This is a genomic window from Nocardioides baekrokdamisoli, assembly GCF_003945325.1.
Classification (GTDB): domain Bacteria; phylum Actinomycetota; class Actinomycetes; order Propionibacteriales; family Nocardioidaceae; genus Nocardioides; species Nocardioides baekrokdamisoli.
Genome location: NZ_AP019307.1, coordinates 1,537,939 through 1,556,634 on the forward strand (window position 1 = coordinate 1,537,939; position 18,696 = coordinate 1,556,634).

General features: G+C 66.9%; 18 protein-coding genes. 3 read left to right on the forward strand and 15 right to left on the reverse strand.

The window, feature by feature from the left end:
• Nucleotides 1-218: 218 nt before the first annotated feature.
• From KCTC_RS07425 to KCTC_RS07460, 8 genes are all read right to left on the reverse strand, one after another.
• The gene (locus KCTC_RS07425) at nt 219-410 is read right to left on the reverse strand and encodes a Flp family type IVb pilin (RefSeq protein ID WP_125568210.1); all 192 of its coding nucleotides are present in this window, start codon (nt 408-410) and stop codon (nt 219-221) included.
• A 162-nt stretch (nt 411-572) separates the two neighbouring features.
• Nucleotides 573-1,865 (reverse strand): pilus assembly protein TadG-related protein, encoded by a 1,293-nt coding sequence (locus KCTC_RS07430; RefSeq protein ID WP_125568212.1) that lies wholly within the window; start codon nt 1,863-1,865, stop codon nt 573-575.
• Nucleotides 1,853-2,251 carry a TadE/TadG family type IV pilus assembly protein gene (locus KCTC_RS07435; RefSeq protein ID WP_125568214.1) on the reverse strand — a complete coding sequence of 133 codons (399 nt, stop codon included), beginning with the start codon at nt 2,249-2,251 and terminating at the stop codon, nt 1,853-1,855. Before KCTC_RS07435 ends, KCTC_RS07430 begins: the two co-directional genes overlap by 13 nt.
• 41 nt (nt 2,252-2,292) lie before the next feature.
• Nucleotides 2,293-2,484, reverse strand: coding sequence for a Flp family type IVb pilin (locus KCTC_RS07440; RefSeq protein ID WP_125568210.1), 192 nt, complete (start codon nt 2,482-2,484; stop codon nt 2,293-2,295).
• 213 nt (nt 2,485-2,697) lie between these two features.
• Entirely contained in the window at nt 2,698-4,116 is a 1,419-nt protein-coding gene (locus KCTC_RS07445) for a gamma-aminobutyraldehyde dehydrogenase (protein WP_125568216.1), read from the reverse strand.
• Nucleotides 4,113-5,483 carry a flavin monoamine oxidase family protein gene (locus tag KCTC_RS07450; RefSeq protein WP_125568218.1) on the reverse strand — a complete coding sequence of 457 codons (1,371 nt, stop codon included), beginning with the start codon at nt 5,481-5,483 and terminating at the stop codon, nt 4,113-4,115. Before KCTC_RS07450 ends, KCTC_RS07445 begins: the two co-directional genes overlap by 4 nt.
• A 75-nt stretch (nt 5,484-5,558) precedes the next feature.
• Nucleotides 5,559-6,626, reverse strand: a complete 1,068-nt coding sequence (locus KCTC_RS07455) for a threonine aldolase family protein (RefSeq protein ID WP_125568220.1) — start codon at nt 6,624-6,626, stop codon at nt 5,559-5,561.
• Entirely contained in the window at nt 6,623-8,029 is a 1,407-nt protein-coding gene (locus KCTC_RS07460) for a DUF6421 family protein (protein ID WP_125568222.1), read from the reverse strand. Before KCTC_RS07460 ends, KCTC_RS07455 begins: the two co-directional genes overlap by 4 nt.
• 106 nt (nt 8,030-8,135) lie before the next feature.
• Here KCTC_RS07460 and KCTC_RS07465 point away from each other — a divergent pair, with 106 nt between their 5' ends.
• Nucleotides 8,136-8,606 carry an Lrp/AsnC family transcriptional regulator gene (locus tag KCTC_RS07465; protein WP_125568224.1) on the forward strand — a complete coding sequence of 157 codons (471 nt, stop codon included), beginning with the start codon at nt 8,136-8,138 and terminating at the stop codon, nt 8,604-8,606.
• 164 nt (nt 8,607-8,770) lie between these two features.
• Here the strand turns inward: KCTC_RS07465 and KCTC_RS07470 are convergent, their stop codons facing one another.
• From KCTC_RS07470 to KCTC_RS07485, 4 genes are all read right to left on the reverse strand, one after another.
• Entirely contained in the window at nt 8,771-8,980 is a 210-nt protein-coding gene (locus tag KCTC_RS07470; RefSeq protein WP_125568226.1) for a hypothetical protein, read from the reverse strand.
• Between the two features lie 410 nt (nt 8,981-9,390).
• The gene (locus KCTC_RS07475; protein ID WP_125568228.1) at nt 9,391-10,329 is read right to left on the reverse strand and encodes a nitrilase-related carbon-nitrogen hydrolase; all 939 of its coding nucleotides are present in this window, start codon (nt 10,327-10,329) and stop codon (nt 9,391-9,393) included.
• 25 nt (nt 10,330-10,354) lie between these two features.
• Nucleotides 10,355-11,401 carry an agmatine deiminase family protein gene (locus KCTC_RS07480; protein ID WP_197715155.1) on the reverse strand — a complete coding sequence of 349 codons (1,047 nt, stop codon included), beginning with the start codon at nt 11,399-11,401 and terminating at the stop codon, nt 10,355-10,357.
• Between the two features lie 103 nt (nt 11,402-11,504).
• A complete protein-coding gene (locus tag KCTC_RS07485; protein ID WP_125568230.1) occupies nt 11,505-12,101 on the reverse strand; it encodes a TetR/AcrR family transcriptional regulator in 597 nt (198 codons plus the stop codon).
• Between the two features lie 100 nt (nt 12,102-12,201).
• Here KCTC_RS07485 and KCTC_RS07490 point away from each other — a divergent pair, with 100 nt between their 5' ends.
• Complete coding sequence (locus KCTC_RS07490) at nt 12,202-13,773, forward strand: APC family permease (protein WP_125568232.1); 1,572 nt, start codon at nt 12,202-12,204, stop codon at nt 13,771-13,773.
• The gene (locus tag KCTC_RS07495) at nt 13,770-15,146 is read left to right on the forward strand and encodes an NAD(P)/FAD-dependent oxidoreductase (RefSeq protein ID WP_125568234.1); all 1,377 of its coding nucleotides are present in this window, start codon (nt 13,770-13,772) and stop codon (nt 15,144-15,146) included. The genes KCTC_RS07490 and KCTC_RS07495 overlap by 4 nt, the downstream gene beginning before the upstream one ends.
• Before the next feature lie 20 nt (nt 15,147-15,166).
• On the opposite strand, the gene KCTC_RS07500 is transcribed toward KCTC_RS07495, so the two are convergent.
• The 3 genes from KCTC_RS07500 to KCTC_RS07510 are packed head-to-tail and all read right to left on the reverse strand — an operon-like array spanning nt 15,167 to nt 18,427.
• Nucleotides 15,167-16,735, reverse strand: coding sequence for a lipase family protein (locus KCTC_RS07500; protein WP_125568236.1), 1,569 nt, complete (start codon nt 16,733-16,735; stop codon nt 15,167-15,169).
• A 38-nt stretch (nt 16,736-16,773) separates the two neighbouring features.
• Nucleotides 16,774-17,148, reverse strand: coding sequence for an ArsR/SmtB family transcription factor (locus KCTC_RS07505; protein ID WP_197715156.1), 375 nt, complete (start codon nt 17,146-17,148; stop codon nt 16,774-16,776).
• Complete coding sequence (locus KCTC_RS07510) at nt 17,132-18,427, reverse strand: permease (RefSeq protein WP_164512524.1); 1,296 nt, start codon at nt 18,425-18,427, stop codon at nt 17,132-17,134. Before KCTC_RS07510 ends, KCTC_RS07505 begins: the two co-directional genes overlap by 17 nt.
• Nucleotides 18,428-18,696 lie beyond the last annotated feature (269 nt).

Consider the following 18,696-nt stretch of genomic DNA (forward strand, 5'->3'; position numbering starts at 1 on the left):
CGACGTTATGAAGTTGTGGCCTCGGTCACTTCCCACGCGAGACCAGCGCTTCCTTATCCGAAAGCACTAGACGAGTTGTCTGACCGTTGGTCGCGCTGAGCCGGCGTCCGTCCCTGAAAACGCCGATCGGCGACGCGGGCACAAGCAGGTGGAGCTGCTGTGGCCTGCGCCGCCGATCGAAACCCCAGGAGGGGTGACAACAGCCGCAGTGGGCTCGATCAGGCGATCGAGCTCGCAGCCTTGTTGAAGAGGCCCGTGATGTTGCTGCCGAGCAGGGTCACAGCGGTGATGATGACGATGGCGATGAAGGCGAGCAGCAGCGCGTACTCGGTGGCGGTCGCGCCACGCTCGTCGTCGGTGGCGAAGAAGCGAGACTGCAGGGCAACGAAGGCGGCCAAGATGTTGTTCATGTGGGTTTTCCTCCCCTAGTGGTTGATGTGCAGGTCCCGAGTTCTGCTACTGAGAACGCTATGGACATGTGGCCCGCGCCACTTCCCACACAGGCACTGACCCACCTGATCCGAAACAACCATGCCGACCATCCCGAGAGGCGTACGGCCAGGCGACAACGGTCAGCCTGTGAGCGCGACCGACTCGAGGCCGAGGTTCCCGCCCGGCCCGGGGCCGAACACCCCGGCGGGCACCAGTACGTGGGTGAAGTAGCCATAGACGCAGCTGTTCGACGGCGAGCCTGTGTACGTCTTGCCGCAGTACTGCGTGTCTGAGGCCTTCAGGCCGCTGTCGGCGAGCGCGATCGAGGACGCTGCCTTCCGGGATGACGGCCCGGTGCCCCAAGTGGAACCGCCGGTGCCCACGTCCCAGCCGGTCACGACGAACGCCGCGAGACCGGCCAGGTGGTAGACGGTGCCCGAACCTCCGCCGGTGTAGCTGTCGTACACCGGGATGTAGATCGGTGTGCCATTGGTGCGCGAGGCATCGAAAACCGAGTAGCAGTCGTTCGCCGCGTTGCCCGGGGCGCCGGCATACGTCGAGTTGACGATCGCCGTGGAACACGTCGTGCCGGAACTCGGCGCAGTCCAGCCGAAGCCACCTGCTGGAGTCGAGGCGCCCGGGCAGTTGTTGGTCGACCCACCGTGGATGTACAGCACGGTCTCGCTCCCGGCGATCGAGGCGTTGCTCGGCGCCGGCGGTGAGAGGTTGTACTTGTTGGCGGGGTTGCGCGGATCGTAGATCCCGTCCAGGACGTACAGATTGAGCAACGAGAGGCCGTACGCCGGGTTGCTGCGCCGCGCGGTGATCGTGTCGAGATAGGTCGGAACAGTGCTGGCGGCGAACGAGGTGCCGTTGGCTGTGTCGAGGTTCCACTCGCACAAGGAGATGGTGATCCCCACGCAGGTCACGCAGGACCCGGCGGTGATGAGGCCGGCCTGGGCGCACGCCGAGACGCGTTGGGTCCCCGATGCCAACAAGTTCTTCATGGTCGGGTTGCCGTCAGTCCTGGGCGTGACCAGGACATCGACATAGCCGGTCGAAGGGCCCGTGGCGGGGCAGCCGGTCGAAGAGTTGAGGAATGTCATGGAACACGCGGTCAGACCCGGAAGGGTCCCGCAGACCGTCTGTGCCCACTGGGCGAGTCCGCCGTTGGATGAGCCGTCGGCGTAGTGCGCCGCCACCGTTTGCGCCTGGTCCTGGGAGCAGAGTTGGCCCGCCGAGAGTTGGGTGCCGCACCATTCTGCGACAGCTTCGGCAGCGGAGTCTGCTGCGTTCTGGTCCATGGTCCGGGCGACGTACCAGCCGCCGACCGTGATCACCAGGTAGCCGAGGCTCATCAGGAGGCTGGACACGACGAGCGCCATGATCAGGGCTGTCGCACCGCGGTCATCGGTCGAGTTCAGCCTCCGCATGGCGCGGTCGCCGTTCCGGTCACTGTCGACATCGGTATGAAGGACGGCATCGGGAAGTAGGCGCCGACCGAGACGGTGACGGTGACATCCGCCGCGTAACCCGAGGTCGCGCTACAAGTGGTGGATGCCCAGGTCCACGTCGGCGCAGGTCCCGAGTAGATGGAAAGTGCTCGGGTCTGCGCCGACGTTGGACATCCGGTACCGCTGCTCAGGCAGATCGCCTGAACTCGAGCCGCTTCACGGGCCAGCTCGGCCATCGTGATCTTCTGATGGAGAGCGAAGCCGAGACCGATGATGCCGTAGAGCATGGGTCCGATGACCAACGCGAAGAGCAGTGCGAATTCCACTGCCTGCGCGCCGTGCTCGTCATCGGCCGGCTCAGGCATCGGTGATCCCGTGATGCGGACGTCTTACATGCGCAGCTCGATCAGGCGATCGAGCTGGCGGCCTTGTTGAACAGGCCGGTGATGTTGCTGCCGAGCAGGGTGACGGCGGTGATGATGACGATGGCGATGAAGGCGAGGAGCAGCGCGTACTCGGTGGCGGTCGCGCCACGCTCGTCGTCGGTGGCGAAGAAGCGAGACTGCAGGGCAACGAAGGCGGCGAGGATGTTGTTCATGGTGTTTCCTTTGCTTGTTGTGTGGAACCGGATTTCCCGAGTTCTGCCACTGAGAACGCTATGGAGATGTGGCCCCCGTCACTTCCCACACAGGCACCGACCCGCCTGATCCGAAACAACCACGCCGACCATCCCGTTCTCCGTACGCGTTGACCCGTCGATCGGAGTACGCCGAAGGCCCCGACTCACGTCGGGGCCTTCGGTCGGGAGCCGTCAGATGTGGGCGTGCATCACGTGCTTGACACGCGTGTACTCCTCGACCGCGTAGTGCGAGAGATCCTTGCCATAGCCGGACTGCTTGAAGCCTCCGTGCGGCATCTCCGCGACCAGCGGGATGTGCGTGTTGACCCAGACACAGCCGAAGTCGAGCGTGGCCGAGCAGCGCATCGCCGTACCGTGGTTGCGGGTCCACACGCTGGCCGCCAGCGCGAAGTCGACACCGTTGGCCAGGTCCATCGCCTCGTCCTCGGACGCGAACGTCTGGACCGTGATGACCGGCCCGAAGGTCTCGCCCTGGACGATCGCGTCACTCTGGCGTACGCCCACGACCACGGTCGGTGCGTAGAAGTAGCCCTCGGTCCCGACTCGATGGCCACCGGTGAGTACCCGGGCGTGAGCCGGCAGAGTCTCGACCACGGCCGACACCCGCGCGAACTGTGCCGCGTTGTTGAGCGGGCCGTACGTCGCGTCCGGATCCTCCGGGCCCGCCGTCCGCAGCTCCGAGACGGCCTTCACCAGCCGCTCGGTGAAGTCGTCGGCGATCTCCTCGGCCACCAGGACCCGGGTGACCGCCGTGCAGTCCTGGCCGGCGTTGAAGAATGCTCCGACGCAGATCCCCTCGATCGTGGCGTCGATGTCCGCATCGGCGAAGACGACGGCCGGAGCCTTGCCACCCAACTCGAGATGCGCCCGCTTGAGGTCGACCGCGGCGGCGGCCGCCACCTGCTTGCCAGCGCCGGTCGAGCCGGTGATCGACACCAGCGCCGCGGCCGGGTGCGACACGACCAATCGGCCGGTGTCGCGGTCACCGCAGACGACGTTGAAGACCCCCGGAGGCAGGATGTCGGCGGCGATCTCGGCCATCAAGGACGCCGTCACCGGGGTGGTGTCCGAAGGCTTGAGGACGACCGTGTTGCCCGCGGCCAGCGCGGGTCCGATCTTCCAGATCGCCATCTGCCAGGGGTAGTTCCAGGGAGCGACCTGACCGACGATGCCGACCGGCTCGCGACGCACGTACGAGGTGTGGCCCTCGAGGTATTCGGTCGCCGCCGAGCCCTCGAGGCTGCGCGCTGCACCAGCGAAGAATCGCAGCTGGTCGATGCCGCCGACGATCTCCTCCGAGCGGGTCATCTCGACCGGCTTGCCGGTGTTGCGTACCTCTGCCGCGAGCAGGTCCTCGGCACGGGCGTCGAACGCATCGGCCAGCTTGAGCAGGTACGCCTGGCGTTGGCTCGGCGTCGTCCGACGCCAGGTCACCTGCGCGCGGGCCGCTGCGGCGTACGCGGCGTCGACGTCGGCCTCACGGGAGAGCGCCGCGGTCTCGTACGGCTGCCCTGTGACCGGGTCGACGAGGTCGGTGGTCTGACCGCTCGCAGCCGGCACCAGCTTCCCGTCGATGACGTTGTGGATCATGCGTGGTCTCCTTCAAGGATGGTGCGAGCCAGCAGCGAGCCCATGCGAACGGCACCGTCGACGTGCTGGAAGCCGAGCCCCGCGACGTCGCTGCTGCCGAAGTGGATGCGGCCGACAGGCTCGCGGAGGGTGTGGCCGTACCTGGTCATGCTGCCGACGTCGAACGACGTGGCGTACGCGCCGCCGGTGAGCTCCTGGTGCTGCCAGTCGCTCTCCTTGTAGACGCGCGGGTGCAGGGCGCGCTCGCCGAAGTAGGTCGCCAGGCCCTCGAGGATCCGGGATCGTCGCTCGTCCTCGGGGAGCCGGCCGACCTCGTCGGCGTGAAGGCCTGACACGAATGCGACCAGCATTCCGCCGTCCTCCCCGGCACCGCTGGCCCAGGTGTTGTCGTACACCTCGTGGACCAGTTCGTACGGACCGAACCCGGTGCCCGACAGGCCCGACTCGCGCCAGAACGGGGTGGCGTACTCGGCCTGCACCTTGATCACGAGGCCGAACGACTGGTGTTCGCGACCACTGCGGTGCTCCCACGGAAGGTCGGGGGCGATCCGGATCCGGCGTACGTGCGTCGGCGGGAGCGCGAGGATCACGTGGGCGGCAGCGATGTCCTCACCGTCGACCGTCACGACGACACAGTTGTCGTCCTGGCATACGTGGGTCACATCGGCATTGAGACGGACCTTGCCAGCGAGCCCGGATGCGAGTGCCGCCGGCACCGACGACAGCCCGCCGACGACGCGCTTGTCGAGGATGAAGTCGGCGTCGACGAGGTGCGTGAACGAGCCGGCGCTCGCACACATCAGGACAGCGGTGAGGGCCGAGAAGGACCAGACCGGCTTCGTGATCATCGCTGGGCCGATGTAGAGCGCGATGTTGTCGCGCGCCTCGACGTCGTCGGTCTGCGCCTCGAGCCACTGGCCGAAGGTGACCTGATCGAGCTCGGCGGCCAGCGGGTGAGCCCACGGTCGGTCCGGGTCCATGTCCGCCGACAGCTTGTCGAGGATGTCGATCAGGCGATCGATCTCGGCGTTGGTCTGTTCGCTCACCGGGAGCACCTCGCCGGTGAAGCGTCGGGCGGTCCGGTCGGCGGCGATGTAGAGGGACTCGCCTTCGCGGAAGCGCGAGTACGTCTCGAGACCGAGCTCCTCGACCATCTCGATCAACGCGGTCTGGTCCGGCGAGACCCACTGGCCGCCGATCTCGAAATGGGCGCCGTCGTGCGTCTCGGTACGCAGACGTCCTCCGACCCGGTCGCGGGCTTCGAGGACGAGTACGTCCTGGCCCGCCTCGGTCAGCCGCCGTGCCGCGGTCAGCCCGGTCACGCCGGCGCCGACGATGATCGTGTCGACGGTGTGTGTCTCAGTCATGTGCGATTCCCGTTGTTTGAATGCCGTTCAAAACTGCATTCACTGTACGGCTCGAAGATGTGATGCGCAACACCCTCAGGTTCGGGACGTCTCCTGGGCGACCGCCGCGACAAGTGCGTCGACATCGGCCTCGGTGGTGTCGAAGCTGCACATCCAGCGCACCTCGCCGGTAGCGACATCCCAGTCGTAGAACCGGAACGACTCCCGCAGCCGGTCGGCCACACCGGGCGGCAGCGTCGCGAACACCCCGTTGGCCTGGGTCGGTCGCGACAGCACGACATCGGTGATCGACCCGTCCGCGATCCCGGCCTCGACGCCGGCGCGCAACCGCTGCGCCATCGCGTTCGAGTGGGTCGCGTTGCGCAGCCACAGGTCTCCCTCGAGCAGTGCGATCAGCTGCGCCGACACGAACCGCATCTTCGAGGCGAGCTGCATGTCCAGCTTGCGGAGGTACTTCAGCCCGGTCGACGCCGCAGGATCGAGGATGACCACGGCCTCACCCAGCATGGCTCCGTTCTTGGTGCCGCCGAAGCTGAGCACGTCGACGCCGGCATCGCGGGTGAACGTACGCAATCCGACACCCAGGGCGGCCGCGGCGTTCGAGATCCGCGCACCGTCCATGTGCACGCGCATGCCGAGCCCGTGCGCGTGCGCAGTGATCGCCCGGATCTCCTCGACCGTGTAGAGCGTGCCGAGTTCGGTCGACTGCGTGATCGAGACGACCAGCGGCTGGGCGCGGTGCTCGTCGCCCCAGCCCCAGGCCTCCCGGTCGATCAACTCGGGGGTGAGCTTGCCGTCAGGGGTCGGCACGGTGAGCAGCTTGATCCCGGCGACCCGCTCTGGTGCACCGGCCTCGTCGGTGTTGATGTGCGCGCTGGTCGCGGTCACGACCGCACCCCACCGCGGCAGCATCGACTGCAACCCGACCACGTTGGCGCCGGTCCCGTTGAAGACCGGGTACGCCTCGACTCCGTCGCCGAAGTGGCGTACGAACACCTCCTGCAGGTGCTCGGTGTACGCGTCCTCGCCGTAGGCGACCTGGTGGCCGCCGTTGGCTGCCGCGATCGCCGCCAACACCTCGGGATGGATGCCCGAGTAGTTGTCGGACGCGAAGCCGCGGACGTCGGGGTTGTGCAGACTCATGGTTTCTCCTGGTCGGTGCCGACGATGCCTTCCGTGGACGCGATGACAGCACTCATCTTCTTGTCCAGTGACTCGTAGAACATCGACAACGGGAACTCGTCGTCAAGTACGGAGTCCGTGTAGCCCTTCGGCGGGCCGGCAAGGATCTCGTCCGGCAGGCCACGCGCCCACAGCGACGCCGGAGCCGGCGTCAGGGTCGAGCGGACCAAGTCGTATGCCGCCAGCCAGTGCGCGGTCTTCGGTCGGTCGATCGAGCGCCAGTAGAGCTCGTCGATCGTCTCGCCGAGAGCGACCACGGCGGCCGGGACTCCGTCCCAGTCGAAGGTGAGCGACGTGTCGGTCCAATCGAGTACGCCCCGCTGGTGCAGCCACGCGAAGAGCAGCTGGCCGCCGAGCCCGTCGTAGTTGCGTACGCGTGAGCCGGTGATCGCGAACCGGAAGATCCGGTCGAAGATGATCGCGTACTGGACCAGCCCGGCATGCGTGAGGGTCGTGGCCTCGGCCTCGTCGAGATCGTCGCGGGCGGACAGCACCTGCCGGATGCGTACCGACTCCCGGAACGCAGTCAGGTCGCAGCGCAGCTCCTCGAGGGAGTAGAGGAAGTACGGCATCCGCTGCTTGATCATGAACGGATCGAACGGCAGGTCTCCGCGCATGTGGGTCCGGTCGTGGATGAGGTCCCACATCACGAACGTCTGCTCGGTGAGGGCCTGGTCGTCGAGCATGTGCGCAGCGATCGGCGGGAGCTCGAGCCTGGTGATGTCGGCGGCTGCGCGGACGACGCGGCGGTAGCGAGCGGCCTCACGGTCCTGGAAGATCGCGCCCCACGTGAAGGTCGGGATCTCCCGCATGGCGACCGTCTCCGGGAAGAGGACGGCCGAGTTGGTGTCATAACCGGGCGTGAAGTCGATCAGCCTCAGCGAGAGGAACAGCTTGTTGCCGTAGTCGCCCGCTTCGAGGTCGGCGACGAACGCAGGCCAGATGACCTCGACGATGAGCGCCTCGACGTACCGGTTGCTCGATCCGTTCTGGGTATACATCGGGAACACCACCAGGTGGCGCAGGCCGTCGATGCGGTGCTTCTGCGGCTCGAAGGCGACCAGTGAGTCGAGGAAATCGGGCACACCGAAGCCGCCGTCGGCCCAGCGCTCGAAGTCCTTGACGGAGGCACGCAGGTACGCGTCGTCGTGCGGGAAGTGCGGGCGGAGGGTCTCGATCGCGTCGATGATCGTGGCGACATGTACGCGGGCCTCGGCATAGGCGTCCGGGATCGATCCGTCCTGCTGCTGGAGGGCCTGGAGCTCGATGGCGGCCTGCTTGAGCGCCTTCCACGCGGCGCTGTCCTCGAGGACCTCGGGCTCTCCGATGATGGCTGCGGACGTACGCTGCGTGCTGATGGTCATGGGAACCTCCGATCCTGGGCTTCTATTACAAGCGTAGCCGGAATCTTTCCGTTGTTTATAGTTCCGGACCGGATGTTTTCCGTCTGCATTGCGATAATCTGTGCTCATGCTCGTACTCCCTGAGCCGCTGGGCCCCCTCGACGACACCGTCGACGAAGGGATCGTGCGCGCCCTGTCGGCCGACGCGCGAGCGACGCTCGCCGACCTCTCGACCGCGGTCGGGTTATCGGTGTCGGCGGTCCAGAGCCGCGTACGCCGCCTGGAGGCACGCGGGGTGATCACCGGCTACCGAGCGATCATCGATCCGGCTTCCGCCGGCCGACCACTCTCAGCCTTCATCGAGATCACGCCGCTCGACCCGGCGCAGCCGGACAACGCTCCGGAGTTGGTGGAGCACCTGAGCGAGATCGAGGCATGCCACTCGGTGGCCGGCAAGGCGAGCTACATCCTCTTCGTGCGAGTTGCTTCGCCCCGGCGCCTGGAATCACTGCTCGGCGAGATCCGTACGGCTGCGTCGGTGAGCACCGAGACGACGGTGGTGCTGCAGACGTACTACGAGAACCGGCCGATCGCGTAACTTCTGGCTGGTCATCACTACGAGGCGCAGGGTTCCGATGGCAACAAGAGGCCATACGACGAGTCTTTCAGCCGTCATTCGGGGTTTCGTGTTTTTGCGACGCACACAGTCGTCGCCCGCATGAGAGCATCGGCTCGCTTCGCCACGAGGTCAAGGAACGGCCGTCAGATCCAGCCAACGAAGAGGGAAAAGAGCATGCGCACCAACTGTCGCGATATTGCGATCACGATGACGGCGGCCGCCATCGGCTGCCTCGCACTGGCTGGTTGTGGCGGGTCCAGTTCCACCGCCGCAAGCAGTTCCTCCGTCGCCGTCGCCAGTACCCCCTCGCCGGTCGCGACGACCGCTTCTTCGTCGCCCGCGGCGGCGAACACTCCTCTGGCCGCTGCTCAGGAATTCACGGCGGCGATCCAGGCACATGATGGCGCGCGAGCCTGTGCGGTCGTTGTCGCCAGCGAGCGGGCGATGTGCACATCCCAGTACGTTCCGCTGATGTCAGAAATGACGTTCACACATGCTGCGTTCCATCAAACAGTCGTGTCCGGTAGTCGCGCCCTCGTGTCCATCACGGGGCACATGTGCGTCGCCGGGCACTGCCAGGACATTTCGGACCCGAGCAGCGGGATGCCTTCAGCTGCACTCACTTTTGATCAGGCGTGGGCTCTCACGAAGACCGCGGCGACTGCGGCGACCGCCGCTTCGCCGTGTCAGCGAGTCAGTGGAAAGTGGTATGTCGTCATCGTCTAGCGGTGATGGCGGGCCCGCGAGGTCCGCGCATCTCGCCCTACTGCGCCGTGAGGCTCTCGTACGTGTCAGGCCGCCGCGTCCGCAGGAACGGGAACAGTTCGAGCCAGTCGCTGCGCTGCGCCAGGTCCAATTCCGCCACCAGCGCGTAATCGCCGGCACGCGGTGCCTGGACCAGGATGCGGCCGTACGGGTCGCTGATGAAGGACGAGCCGTAGAAGGTGATCCGGCCCTCGTCACCCCAGCGGTTCGGCACACACATGAACAGCCCGTTGGCGATGCCGTTGCCGACGATCACCGACTGCCACAGCAGTTGGGTGTCGAAATCCGGGTGGTCCGGCTCGGACCCGATCGCGGTCGGGTAGGCGAGCACCTCGGCCCCCGCGAGCGAGTACGCCCGGGCGAGCTCCGGGAACCACTGGTCCCAGCACGTCGGCAGACCGAGCTTGGGAGCGCCGGCCAGATCGACGGTGTGCACCGGGTACGGCACGTCGGCCGGGCCGTGACGGAAGTACTGGTCCTCGAAGTAGCCCTCGGTCACCGGGATGTGGAGTTTGCGCGTACGCGCCACGATCTCGCCGCTCGGCGCCACCAGGATCGCGGTGTTGTAGCCGAGCCCGTCCTCCCCCGCAAGACCTTCGGCTGCTTCGTAGAGCGAGGCGTGCACGTACACGTCCTGAGCAGTGGCGACCCGCGCACAGAACGCGTGCGTCGGTCCACCTTCGAGCGGTTCGGCGGTGTCGGCCGGGCGACCGGCTGGCCGGATGTCGGCCGGGTAGCGCGAGAGCGTCAGCTCCTGGAGGAAGACGACCTGGGCGCCGGCGCCGGCGGCCTGGGCGATGCCGTCCTCAAGCACCGCCTGATGCACGAGGACGTCGTCGTGCCAGCGGGTCTGGATGACGCCGACGGTGAGGGTACGACCGTCGGCAGGCTGCACACGGGCCAGCGACGGCTGGGCGGAAGCGACTCGAAGTTGCATCGGATGTCCTTGTGAGTGATCGAGATCAGACAGCGGGCTGCTGCTGGGTGATGCAGTGGATGCCACCACCGCGGGCGAAGAGGGGCCGGGCGTCGATGCGTACGACCTCGCGACCGGGGTAAGCCTCCGCGAGGATCGCGGCTGCGCCGCCGTCGACCGGGTCGCCGAACGCGCACATGATCACGGCGCCGTTGCAGACGTAGTGGTTGATGTAGCTGTAGTCGACCCACCCCTCGGCGTCGCGGAGGGTGGCCGGAGCCGGCATCCGGACCACCTTGAGCGGCCGACCGTCGGCGTCCGTACTGGCTTCGAGCGTCGCAATCAACTCCGCGCTCACGGCGTGATCCGGGTGCTCAGGGTTGCGCTGGTCGTGGACCAGGACGGTCGCGGGGCTGATGAAGCAGGCCAGCAGATCGACGTGCCCGCGGGTGCCGAACTGTTCGCTGTCGCGGGTCAGGCCGCGCGGCAACCAGATCACCTTGCGGGCACCGATGGTGCGCGCCAACTCAGCCTCGACCTGGGCCTTGGTCCATCCACGGTTGCGACCCGGGTCGAGCTGGACGGTCTCCGTGACGAGGACGGTGCCGGCACCGTCGACCTGGATCCCGCCGCCCTCGTTGACCATACGGCTCTCGATCCGACGTACGCCCGCCTCGCTCAGCGCAGACGCCGCCGCCCACTCGTCCTCGCGCCAGCTGGCCCACTCCTGCTGGCCCCAGCCGTTGAAGATCCAGTCGACGCCGGCGAGTACGCCGTTGTCGATCACGAAGGTCGGACCGATGTCGCGGAACCAGGCGTCGTCCAACTCGACCTCGTGGACCTGGACCTGCGGCTTGAGGAAATGCGCGACGACGTCGCGCTCACTCGGCGGCACCAGCATGTGCACCGGCTCGAACGCGACGATCGCATTCGCCACGGCGGCCCAGGTCGTACGCGCCTCGAGGGCATCCGCCTCGGTCTCGCCCAGCGTGTACGACCTGGACGGCCAGGCCATCCAGGTCGCCTGGTGCGGTTCGGTCTCGGCAGGCATCCGCAGAGTCGCAGGCTGCAGAGTCGTCAGTCGCGCGGTCATCTCGACGCCACCTCTCATGTTCTTCGTCGATGTTTGAACGTCGTTCAAACAAACGTAAGGCACGTCACAGAGCAGCGCAAGCCCCTGCGCCGAAACAGGAGGTTCAGCCTGAGACGCGGAGGTCCTCGGGCAATGAGGCAATCGCGTGCTCGATCGCCTCGTCCACGCTCACGTCGGTCTGGCCGAGCACGATCGCCACGGCGAGCCCGTCCAGCAGCCAGCAGACCCGGCGCGCCAACGACATCGGATCGGGTACGCCGGCGTCAGCCAACATGTCCGCGAGCTCGATCCGCCAGGCTTCGTCGAGTTCGTCGAAGGAACCACGCAGGTCCTCGACCCGCAGTCCGCGGGGCCACAGCTCAAGCCACACCAGCCACCGCGGGTCGCCCTCGCCGGCGGGCAGGAACTGCCGGCAGAAGGCTCGGTACACAGCCAGAAACTCCGCCTCGCCACCGCGTACGAGCCGCCACTGGCGCCAGAGATCGGCCTCGTTGCGCCGCAGCAGGTCGAGCAGCAACTCGTCCTTGCTGCCGAAGTGATAGAGGAGGTGGCCGGCACTGGTCTCGACACGGCGCCCCAGTTCGGCAAGAGTCAGGTCGGCCACGCCGCGCTCGATGAGCAACGCCCAGGCCTCATCGAGTACGCGATCACGCAGACCGTCGAGTTTCCGCTTCGGTCGGACGACCTTTGTTGATGCCACCCCTTGACCTTATCTGTGACTGGGGTCATAGTGGATCCACTATTTGTATGTTGTTCAAATCACATGGGTGACCAAGCCCGCACCAAGACATCGAGGTGATATGTCCACGACCACGACCCTGACGCCCGCATCGAGCAGGGAAAAGGGCCTCAAGCGGGGCGCGGTGGGGCTCGTCGGGAGCGTCGTCGTCGGCATCGCGTCGACGGCACCGGCGTACTCACTGGCAGCCACCCTCGGCCTCGTCGTTGTCAGCGGCGCCGGCCTCAAAGCGCCGGCGATCATGCTGCTGGCCTTCATCCCGATGTACTTCATCGCCGTGGCCTACAAGGAGCTCAACGAGGCGGAGCCCGACTGCGGCACCACCTTCACCTGGGCCAGCCGCGCGTTCGGTCCGATCGTCGGGTTCATGGGCGGCTGGGGGATCGTCATCTCCGACATCATCGTGATGGCCAACCTCGCTCAGATCGCTGGCAAGTACTCCTTCACACTCGCCAACGAGTCAGGGATCCACAACACCCTCGACCAGAGCACCCTGTGGTCGACGATCGCCGGCGTCATCTGGATCGCCGTCATGACCTACATCTGCTTCCGTGGTATTGAGGTCTCGGCCCGACTCCAGTACGCCCTCCTCGGGATCGAGATCGTGACTCTCTCGGTCTTCGCCGCCGTAGCGCTGATCAAGGTCTATGCACACCACGCCACCGCCAGTTCGCTGCATCCGTCACTCAGCTGGTTGTGGCCCGGCGGACTCGGCATGTCCGCGATCGCCTCCACGGTCCTGCTCGCCGTCTTCATCTACTGGGGTTGGGACACTGCTGTCTCCATCAACGAGGAGTCCGACGACCCCGGCCGTACGCCGGGCCGCGCCGCGGTCATCTCCACCGTCATGCTGCTCCTCATCTACGTCCTGGTCACCGTGGCCGCGATCGCGTACGCGGGCGTCGGCACCGACGGCATCGGCCTCGGCAACGGCAACAACGGCAGCGACGTCTTCAGCGCGATCGGTCCGTCGCTCTACGGCCACAGCGCCCTGGGTCACATCGGTCTGGCGCTGCTGGCGATCACGATCCTGACCTCGTCCGCAGCCTCCACCCAGACCACGATCCTGCCAACGGCTCGCACCGCCCTCTCGATGGCCTCGCACCGCGCGATCCCGACGAAGTTCGCCACGATCCACAAGCGGTTCCTGACCCCGACATGGGCAACGATCGGCATGGGTGTCGTTTCGATCGTCTTCTACGTCGCGATGACCCTGATCAGCCAGAACCTGCTGAACGCGATCATCGGCGCGATCGGCCTGCAGATCGCGTTCTACTACGGCCTCACCGGCATCGCATGCTTCTGGTTCTACCGCAAGCAGGTGCTCACCGGACTCACCCTCTTCACACGGGTGCTGTTCCCGCTGCTCGGCGCCATCTTCCTCTTCGTGATGTTCTTCTACGCAGCCCACACCTACCTGGCGGTCGACTACCTCGCCGACGACGCCGGCAACAACGTGACCATCTGGGGCTACGGCGCCGTCGGCGTCGTCGGCATCGTGTCGCTGCTGTTCGGCTTCGTCCTGATGGCCCTGCAGTGGGCATTCTCGCCGGACTACTTCCGCGGCAAGACCCTGCCTCGCAGGAGCGCTGAGGAGCTGAGCGCCGAGGACCTCGCAGCCGATATCGCATGACCCATCCGGCGCTGGTGGGCGCACGTCGGGAGCCGTACTGGCTCGACACCGACCTGCGCCCGCCGGCCCGCTCACACCTGCGAGGCACGGAGCGGTGTGACCTCGCGATCATCGGTGGCGGCTTCACCGGCCTGTGGACTGCGGTCCTGGCGAAGGAGGCCGACCCCGATCGCGACATCGTCCTGATCGATGCCGAGCGGGTCGCGGGCGCCGCCACGGGCCGCAACGGAGGCTTCTGCGATGCCAGCCTCACTCATGGTGAGGCGAACGGCCGCGCCAGGTGGCCCGATGAATTCGAGACTCTGCAGCGATTGGGGCTGGAGAATCTCGACGCCATCGAGGACACGATCCGGCGGTACGGGATCGACTGCGGCTTCGAGCGGACCGGAGAGATCGACATCGCCACCCAGCCGCACCAGATCGACGAACTCCGCGAAGAGGTCCCCGGCAGCGACGCGATCTTCCTCGATGCGGCCGGGCTCCGGGCCAAGGTGGAGTCCCCGACGTACCTTGCCGGCTCGTGGCGTCCGGACTCGGTGGCGATCCTCGACCCCGCAGCACTCGCCTGGGGTCTGGCACGGGTCGCCGAGGCGCTCGGCGTACGCATCTACGAAGACACTCCTGCGCTGAGGCTGCGATCCCGGGGGCATGGAGTCGACGTACGTACGCCCGAGGGTGTCGTCGTCACGCGCCGGGTGGCCATGGCCACCAACGCCCACCGACCCCTGCTGCAGCGGCTCCGCTGGCACATCGCACCGGTCTACGACTACGCGCTCATGACCGAGCCGCTCAGCGACCAGCAGCTGGCAACGATCGGCTGGGAGGGGCGCGAAGGGCTGGCCGATGTCGGCAACTTCTTCCACTACTACCGGCTCACCACGGACAACCGGATCCTGTGGGGCGGCTACGACGCGATCTATCACTTCGGACGGCGGATCAGCCCGGCGTACGACCATCGCGCTGCCACGTACGACGTGCTCGCCGAGCACTTCTTCGAGACCTACCCGACGCTGACCGGCCTGCGATTCTCTCATGCCTGGGGCGGTGCGATCGACGCGTCGACCCGCTTCTGTGCCTTCTTCGGCCTCGCCAGACGCGGCCGGGTGGCGTACGCGCTCGGCTACACCGGGCTGGGCGTGGGCGCCAGCCGTTTCGGAGCCGCGGTGATGCTGGACCTCCTGGACGGGCGCGAGACCGAGCGCACCGCACTACGCATGGTCCGGCGACGCCCCGGCCCGTTCCCGCCGGAGCCGATCGCGGCGCTCGGGATCTGGATGACCCAGTGGTCGCTGGGTCGCGCCGACCGCAACGGCGGACGGCGCAACCTCTGGCTACGACTGCTCGACGCGCTCGGGCTCGGCTTCGAGTCCTGACGCAACGGCCGCTGAGGCGGCTAGGACGCCGTCCGATAGGCCGAGACGCTCGACGGCTGGCAGGTCGTGCTCCCGTGGTAGAACGCCTTGACCGCAACCGATCCCCGAGCCGTGGGCTTCACGTACACGCTGTAGACGCCCTTCATGCTCGGCGTGAGCGTGACTGTCCGCGAGATGTTGATGCCGGGGCCGGTGATCTGGATGGTGAGCTGCCCGGTGACCATCGACATCGGGTGCGCTGCGAACGTGATCCGGTTCGACGCACCAACCTTGAGCGGGTCCGAGCCGTAGGTCAGACCGACATAGGTGCGTGCACGCGCCGGCGGGCAGTTCTGCGGTGCCGGGACGCCGGCGAACCGGGAGGCCAGCCAGGTCTGCGCAGCAGCCATGAACGCCAGACCGACCTCGGTGTGGGCACCGGGAGCCTCCTGGAACTGCACCGGCAGACCCGCCTCGCAGTACTGCTGCTGCAGCCACCGCTGGTCGCTGAGGATCATCACATCGTCACCAGTGCCGTCGTGGTTGCCCGCCATCATGAAGAACGGCGTCTTCGGGTTGCCGGGCGCGGTGCTCATCACCAGTTTGGCGGCGGTGTCACGGAGGAGCGGGACGCTGAAGGGGTCCGCGTACTGCGGCTTCATCAACTGGCTCGCCCGCAGACCCGGCCAGGCGCCCGAGAAGTCCCCGATGCACTGATCGGCGACGATGCCGGTCAGCTTCAAACCGTAGGCGGACAGGTAGGGGGTGAGGTCGATGTGGAACGAGCGCGCGATGCCGACGAGCGCGGCCGGCATGACGTCCGACCAGGCCGGCGTACCGTCTACGTACTTCAGGTTGTGCTGCAGGTTGACGGGGATGCCGCCGATGGCGGTGCCGATCAGGTTGAGCGAGGGCGCGTACGCCGGCGCCAACTCGGCCGCCCAGTCGCTGCCGATCGAGCCGCCGGAGTAGCCCATCAGAGCGATTGGCGTGGACGCCGCGAGCTTGAGGTAGGACTCGGTCGCCTTGAGGGAGTCGAGGGTCGACTGACCGGACTCGGTGCCGGCCACCCAGTCATTGGTGATGTCCTCGAAGTCCGGCACGTTGACGACGTACCCGGTCGCCCACAGCTCCTGGACGACACCCTGCTCGACCGACGACAACTGCCGGTTCGCCGCGCCCGGGTCGCCGCCCTGGAGGGTGTACGACGGGTCGCACTTCTTGCCCAGTGAGTCGTAGAAGCTCTGGTAGCTCACCACCCGGGCGTTCGCCGTCCCGGTCAGCGGGACCAGCACGGTCGTCACGCTGTACGTCGGCTTCCCGGTCGCGTCGGTGGTCTTGTAGAGCAGCTGGGTCGCGGGCACCGTCGTCGGGATCGCCGGGATCCCGGCACCGCCCGAGCTCGCCGGCCCGAGCGAGAGGGTGACCTGCCGCGTACGCAGGATCGCGCCGTTCGCCTTCGACGCCAGCGAGGCGGTCGGGTAGGAGTAGAACGGGTCGCTGTCAGGGGAGACCACGGAAGCCGCCTGGGCGGCGGTCTGGGGAAGGCCCGCCAGGGTGAGCGCCGCGAGGGCAACAGCGAGAAGCAGACGAAGACAGGTGCGGCGCATACAAGTAGAACGAGTTACACCTCAGAACGTGACGGCGATCACCGCCGCGTGATCGCCACCAATTGCCGCAGGCAGTGGTCGCGCAGCGGCTCCGGGAAGTCCTCGGCCAGCCGGTTGAACACCACCCTCCCCTGCTTCCGCGTGACGACGAGCCCCGCGCTGCGCAGCAGTTTCAGCGCGTACGAGACGGAGTCCTCGCTCACCTCCAACGCGATCGCGAGGTCGCCGACGCAGAGCTCCTCGCTGACGTCGAGGGCATAGATCAGTCGCAGCCGGACCGGGTCGGCCATCATCGACAGGAGGCTGGTCAGCCGGCCCGCGTCCTCCGCCGACGGCACCCTGGCCTTCGCGTGTGCGACCCGCTCGGCATCGATCGGGTGCGGGTGCTGCGCCTTGTCAGACATGGTGGCCATGGTCTTCCCTCTCGGTCGGCGGCCGCAGACCGATCTGCAGCAGTGGCTGTTCCGGGACCACGGCGGCCGGCGCCATCGGTGCCGGGCCCTGGCCCTTGTCCCACCGATCCGCACACCGGTCTGCGCAGAAGTACACGGCCCCGTCCGGGCCCTGGCGTACGGCTGGGGCATGGGCGATCTCGACCTGCATGCCGCAGATCGGGTCGATGGCGTACCCACTGGACTCCTGCCGCGTCCGCGCGAGGACGACCACCACGATGAGCAGGATGACGGCGACGATGTTCAAGTACGTGGTGTGGTCCCAGGCCAACTCCATCGAGGCGAAGCCGGCCCGACGCCCGGGCACAATCCCCCACCAGCTGAAGAGGACCTCGACGACCAGACCGGCGACGGACATGATCGCCCACAGCGCAGCGGCCAGCCGGAGCGTGATCGCGGTGCCGTAGTACTTCCGGTAGATCACCAGAAGCGGCAGCGTGATCAGGTCGGCGAAGACGAAGGCAATCACACCGCCGAAGCCGATCCCGCCCGTCCACAGCGCCGCTGCGAGCGGCACGTTGCCGACCGAGCAGACGAAGCTGATGATCGCCAGGAACGGGCCGACGATCGCGTTCTCGACAGCCGTCACCCAGCCGTGCCCCGTCAGGAAGAGCGCCTGCCACACACTGGTCGGGACGGCGGCCGCCAGGATCCCGGCCACCACGAACCCGATCACGAGCTCCTTCCGGAGCATCGTCAGATCGGCGATCGTGTACGACGCGGCGTCCCGGAGGTTGCCGCGCGCCTCCGCAGCTCCGTGATCGTGGGCGCCGTGCGCGTGATCTCCGTGCGCCTGCCCGCCGTTGAGCCGCGTACGCGCCTGATCGATCAGCCGTGCCGGGATCACTCGCGGCAGCACGTACGCCATCAGCACCACCATGACGACCCCACCGACGAACTCGGCGAGCGCGAACTGCCAGCCGAGAAGGAGCCAGAGCACCAACCCCAGTTCCACGACCAGGTTGGTCGAGGCCAGCATGAAGACCATCGCGGCGGTGAAGTCCGCCCCGCGGCTGAAGAGTGTCTTGGCGAGGGCCGCCGCTGCGTACGAACACGACGAGGACACCACCCCGAAGAAGGTCGACCGCCCGATCGCGGCCGGGCCGTGATCCCCGAGCACCGCCTGCATCTTCGAGCGGCTGACGTACGCCTGGACCAGGCCGGACAGGACGAAGCCCAGCACCAATGCCCACAACGTCTGCCAGAACATGAAGAACGCCTGGTGCGCTGCTTCAGCCATCGTGTGCATGGTCATCTCCCTAACATCCAAACATCCGTACGGATATAGCAACAATGACATGCGCCGAATTCATCCGCAAGATGGTACGGATGTTGTGTGCGTGTGGACACTGTCGAACCCCTGCTGGATGCTCCTGGCGTGCCTGACAGCACAGGAGGATATGGAGCACCAACTCACTCACATGTGAGTGAGTTCACGGGAAGGCCTACAGGATGTCGAGGACGAATCCTGACCGGGTCACGCTGACGCGCGGCTGGGCGGCCGCCGAA

Bases quoted from the DNA above. Each gene is read 5' to 3' on its own strand.
- KCTC_RS07480 (WP_197715155.1), bottom strand. From the start codon at position 11,401: ATGACCGCGCGACTGACGACTCTGCAGCCTGCGACTCTGCGGATGCCT.
- KCTC_RS07510 (WP_164512524.1), bottom strand. From the start codon at position 18,427: ATGGCTGAAGCAGCGCACCAGGCGTTCTTCATGTTCTGGCAGACGTTG.
- KCTC_RS07425 (WP_125568210.1), bottom strand. From the start codon at position 410: ATGAACAACATCTTGGCCGCCTTCGTTGCCCTGCAGTCTCGCTTCTTC.
- KCTC_RS07490 (WP_125568232.1), top strand. From the start codon at position 12,202: ATGTCCACGACCACGACCCTGACGCCCGCATCGAGCAGGGAAAAGGGC.
- KCTC_RS07495 (WP_125568234.1), top strand. From the start codon at position 13,770: ATGACCCATCCGGCGCTGGTGGGCGCACGTCGGGAGCCGTACTGGCTC.
- KCTC_RS07475 (WP_125568228.1), bottom strand. From the start codon at position 10,329: ATGCAACTTCGAGTCGCTTCCGCCCAGCCGTCGCTGGCCCGTGTGCAG.
- KCTC_RS07455 (WP_125568220.1), bottom strand. From the start codon at position 6,626: ATGAGTCTGCACAACCCCGACGTCCGCGGCTTCGCGTCCGACAACTAC.
- KCTC_RS07435 (WP_125568214.1), bottom strand. From the start codon at position 2,251: ATGCCTGAGCCGGCCGATGACGAGCACGGCGCGCAGGCAGTGGAATTC.
- KCTC_RS07465 (WP_125568224.1), top strand. From the start codon at position 8,136: ATGCTCGTACTCCCTGAGCCGCTGGGCCCCCTCGACGACACCGTCGAC.
- KCTC_RS07450 (WP_125568218.1), bottom strand. From the start codon at position 5,483: ATGACTGAGACACACACCGTCGACACGATCATCGTCGGCGCCGGCGTG.
- KCTC_RS07440 (WP_125568210.1), bottom strand. From the start codon at position 2,484: ATGAACAACATCCTCGCCGCCTTCGTTGCCCTGCAGTCTCGCTTCTTC.
- KCTC_RS07500 (WP_125568236.1), bottom strand. From the start codon at position 16,735: ATGCGCCGCACCTGTCTTCGTCTGCTTCTCGCTGTTGCCCTCGCGGCG.
- KCTC_RS07430 (WP_125568212.1), bottom strand. From the start codon at position 1,865: ATGCGGAGGCTGAACTCGACCGATGACCGCGGTGCGACAGCCCTGATC.
- KCTC_RS07505 (WP_197715156.1), bottom strand. From the start codon at position 17,148: ATGGCCACCATGTCTGACAAGGCGCAGCACCCGCACCCGATCGATGCC.
- KCTC_RS07460 (WP_125568222.1), bottom strand. From the start codon at position 8,029: ATGACCATCAGCACGCAGCGTACGTCCGCAGCCATCATCGGAGAGCCC.
- KCTC_RS07445 (WP_125568216.1), bottom strand. From the start codon at position 4,116: ATGATCCACAACGTCATCGACGGGAAGCTGGTGCCGGCTGCGAGCGGT.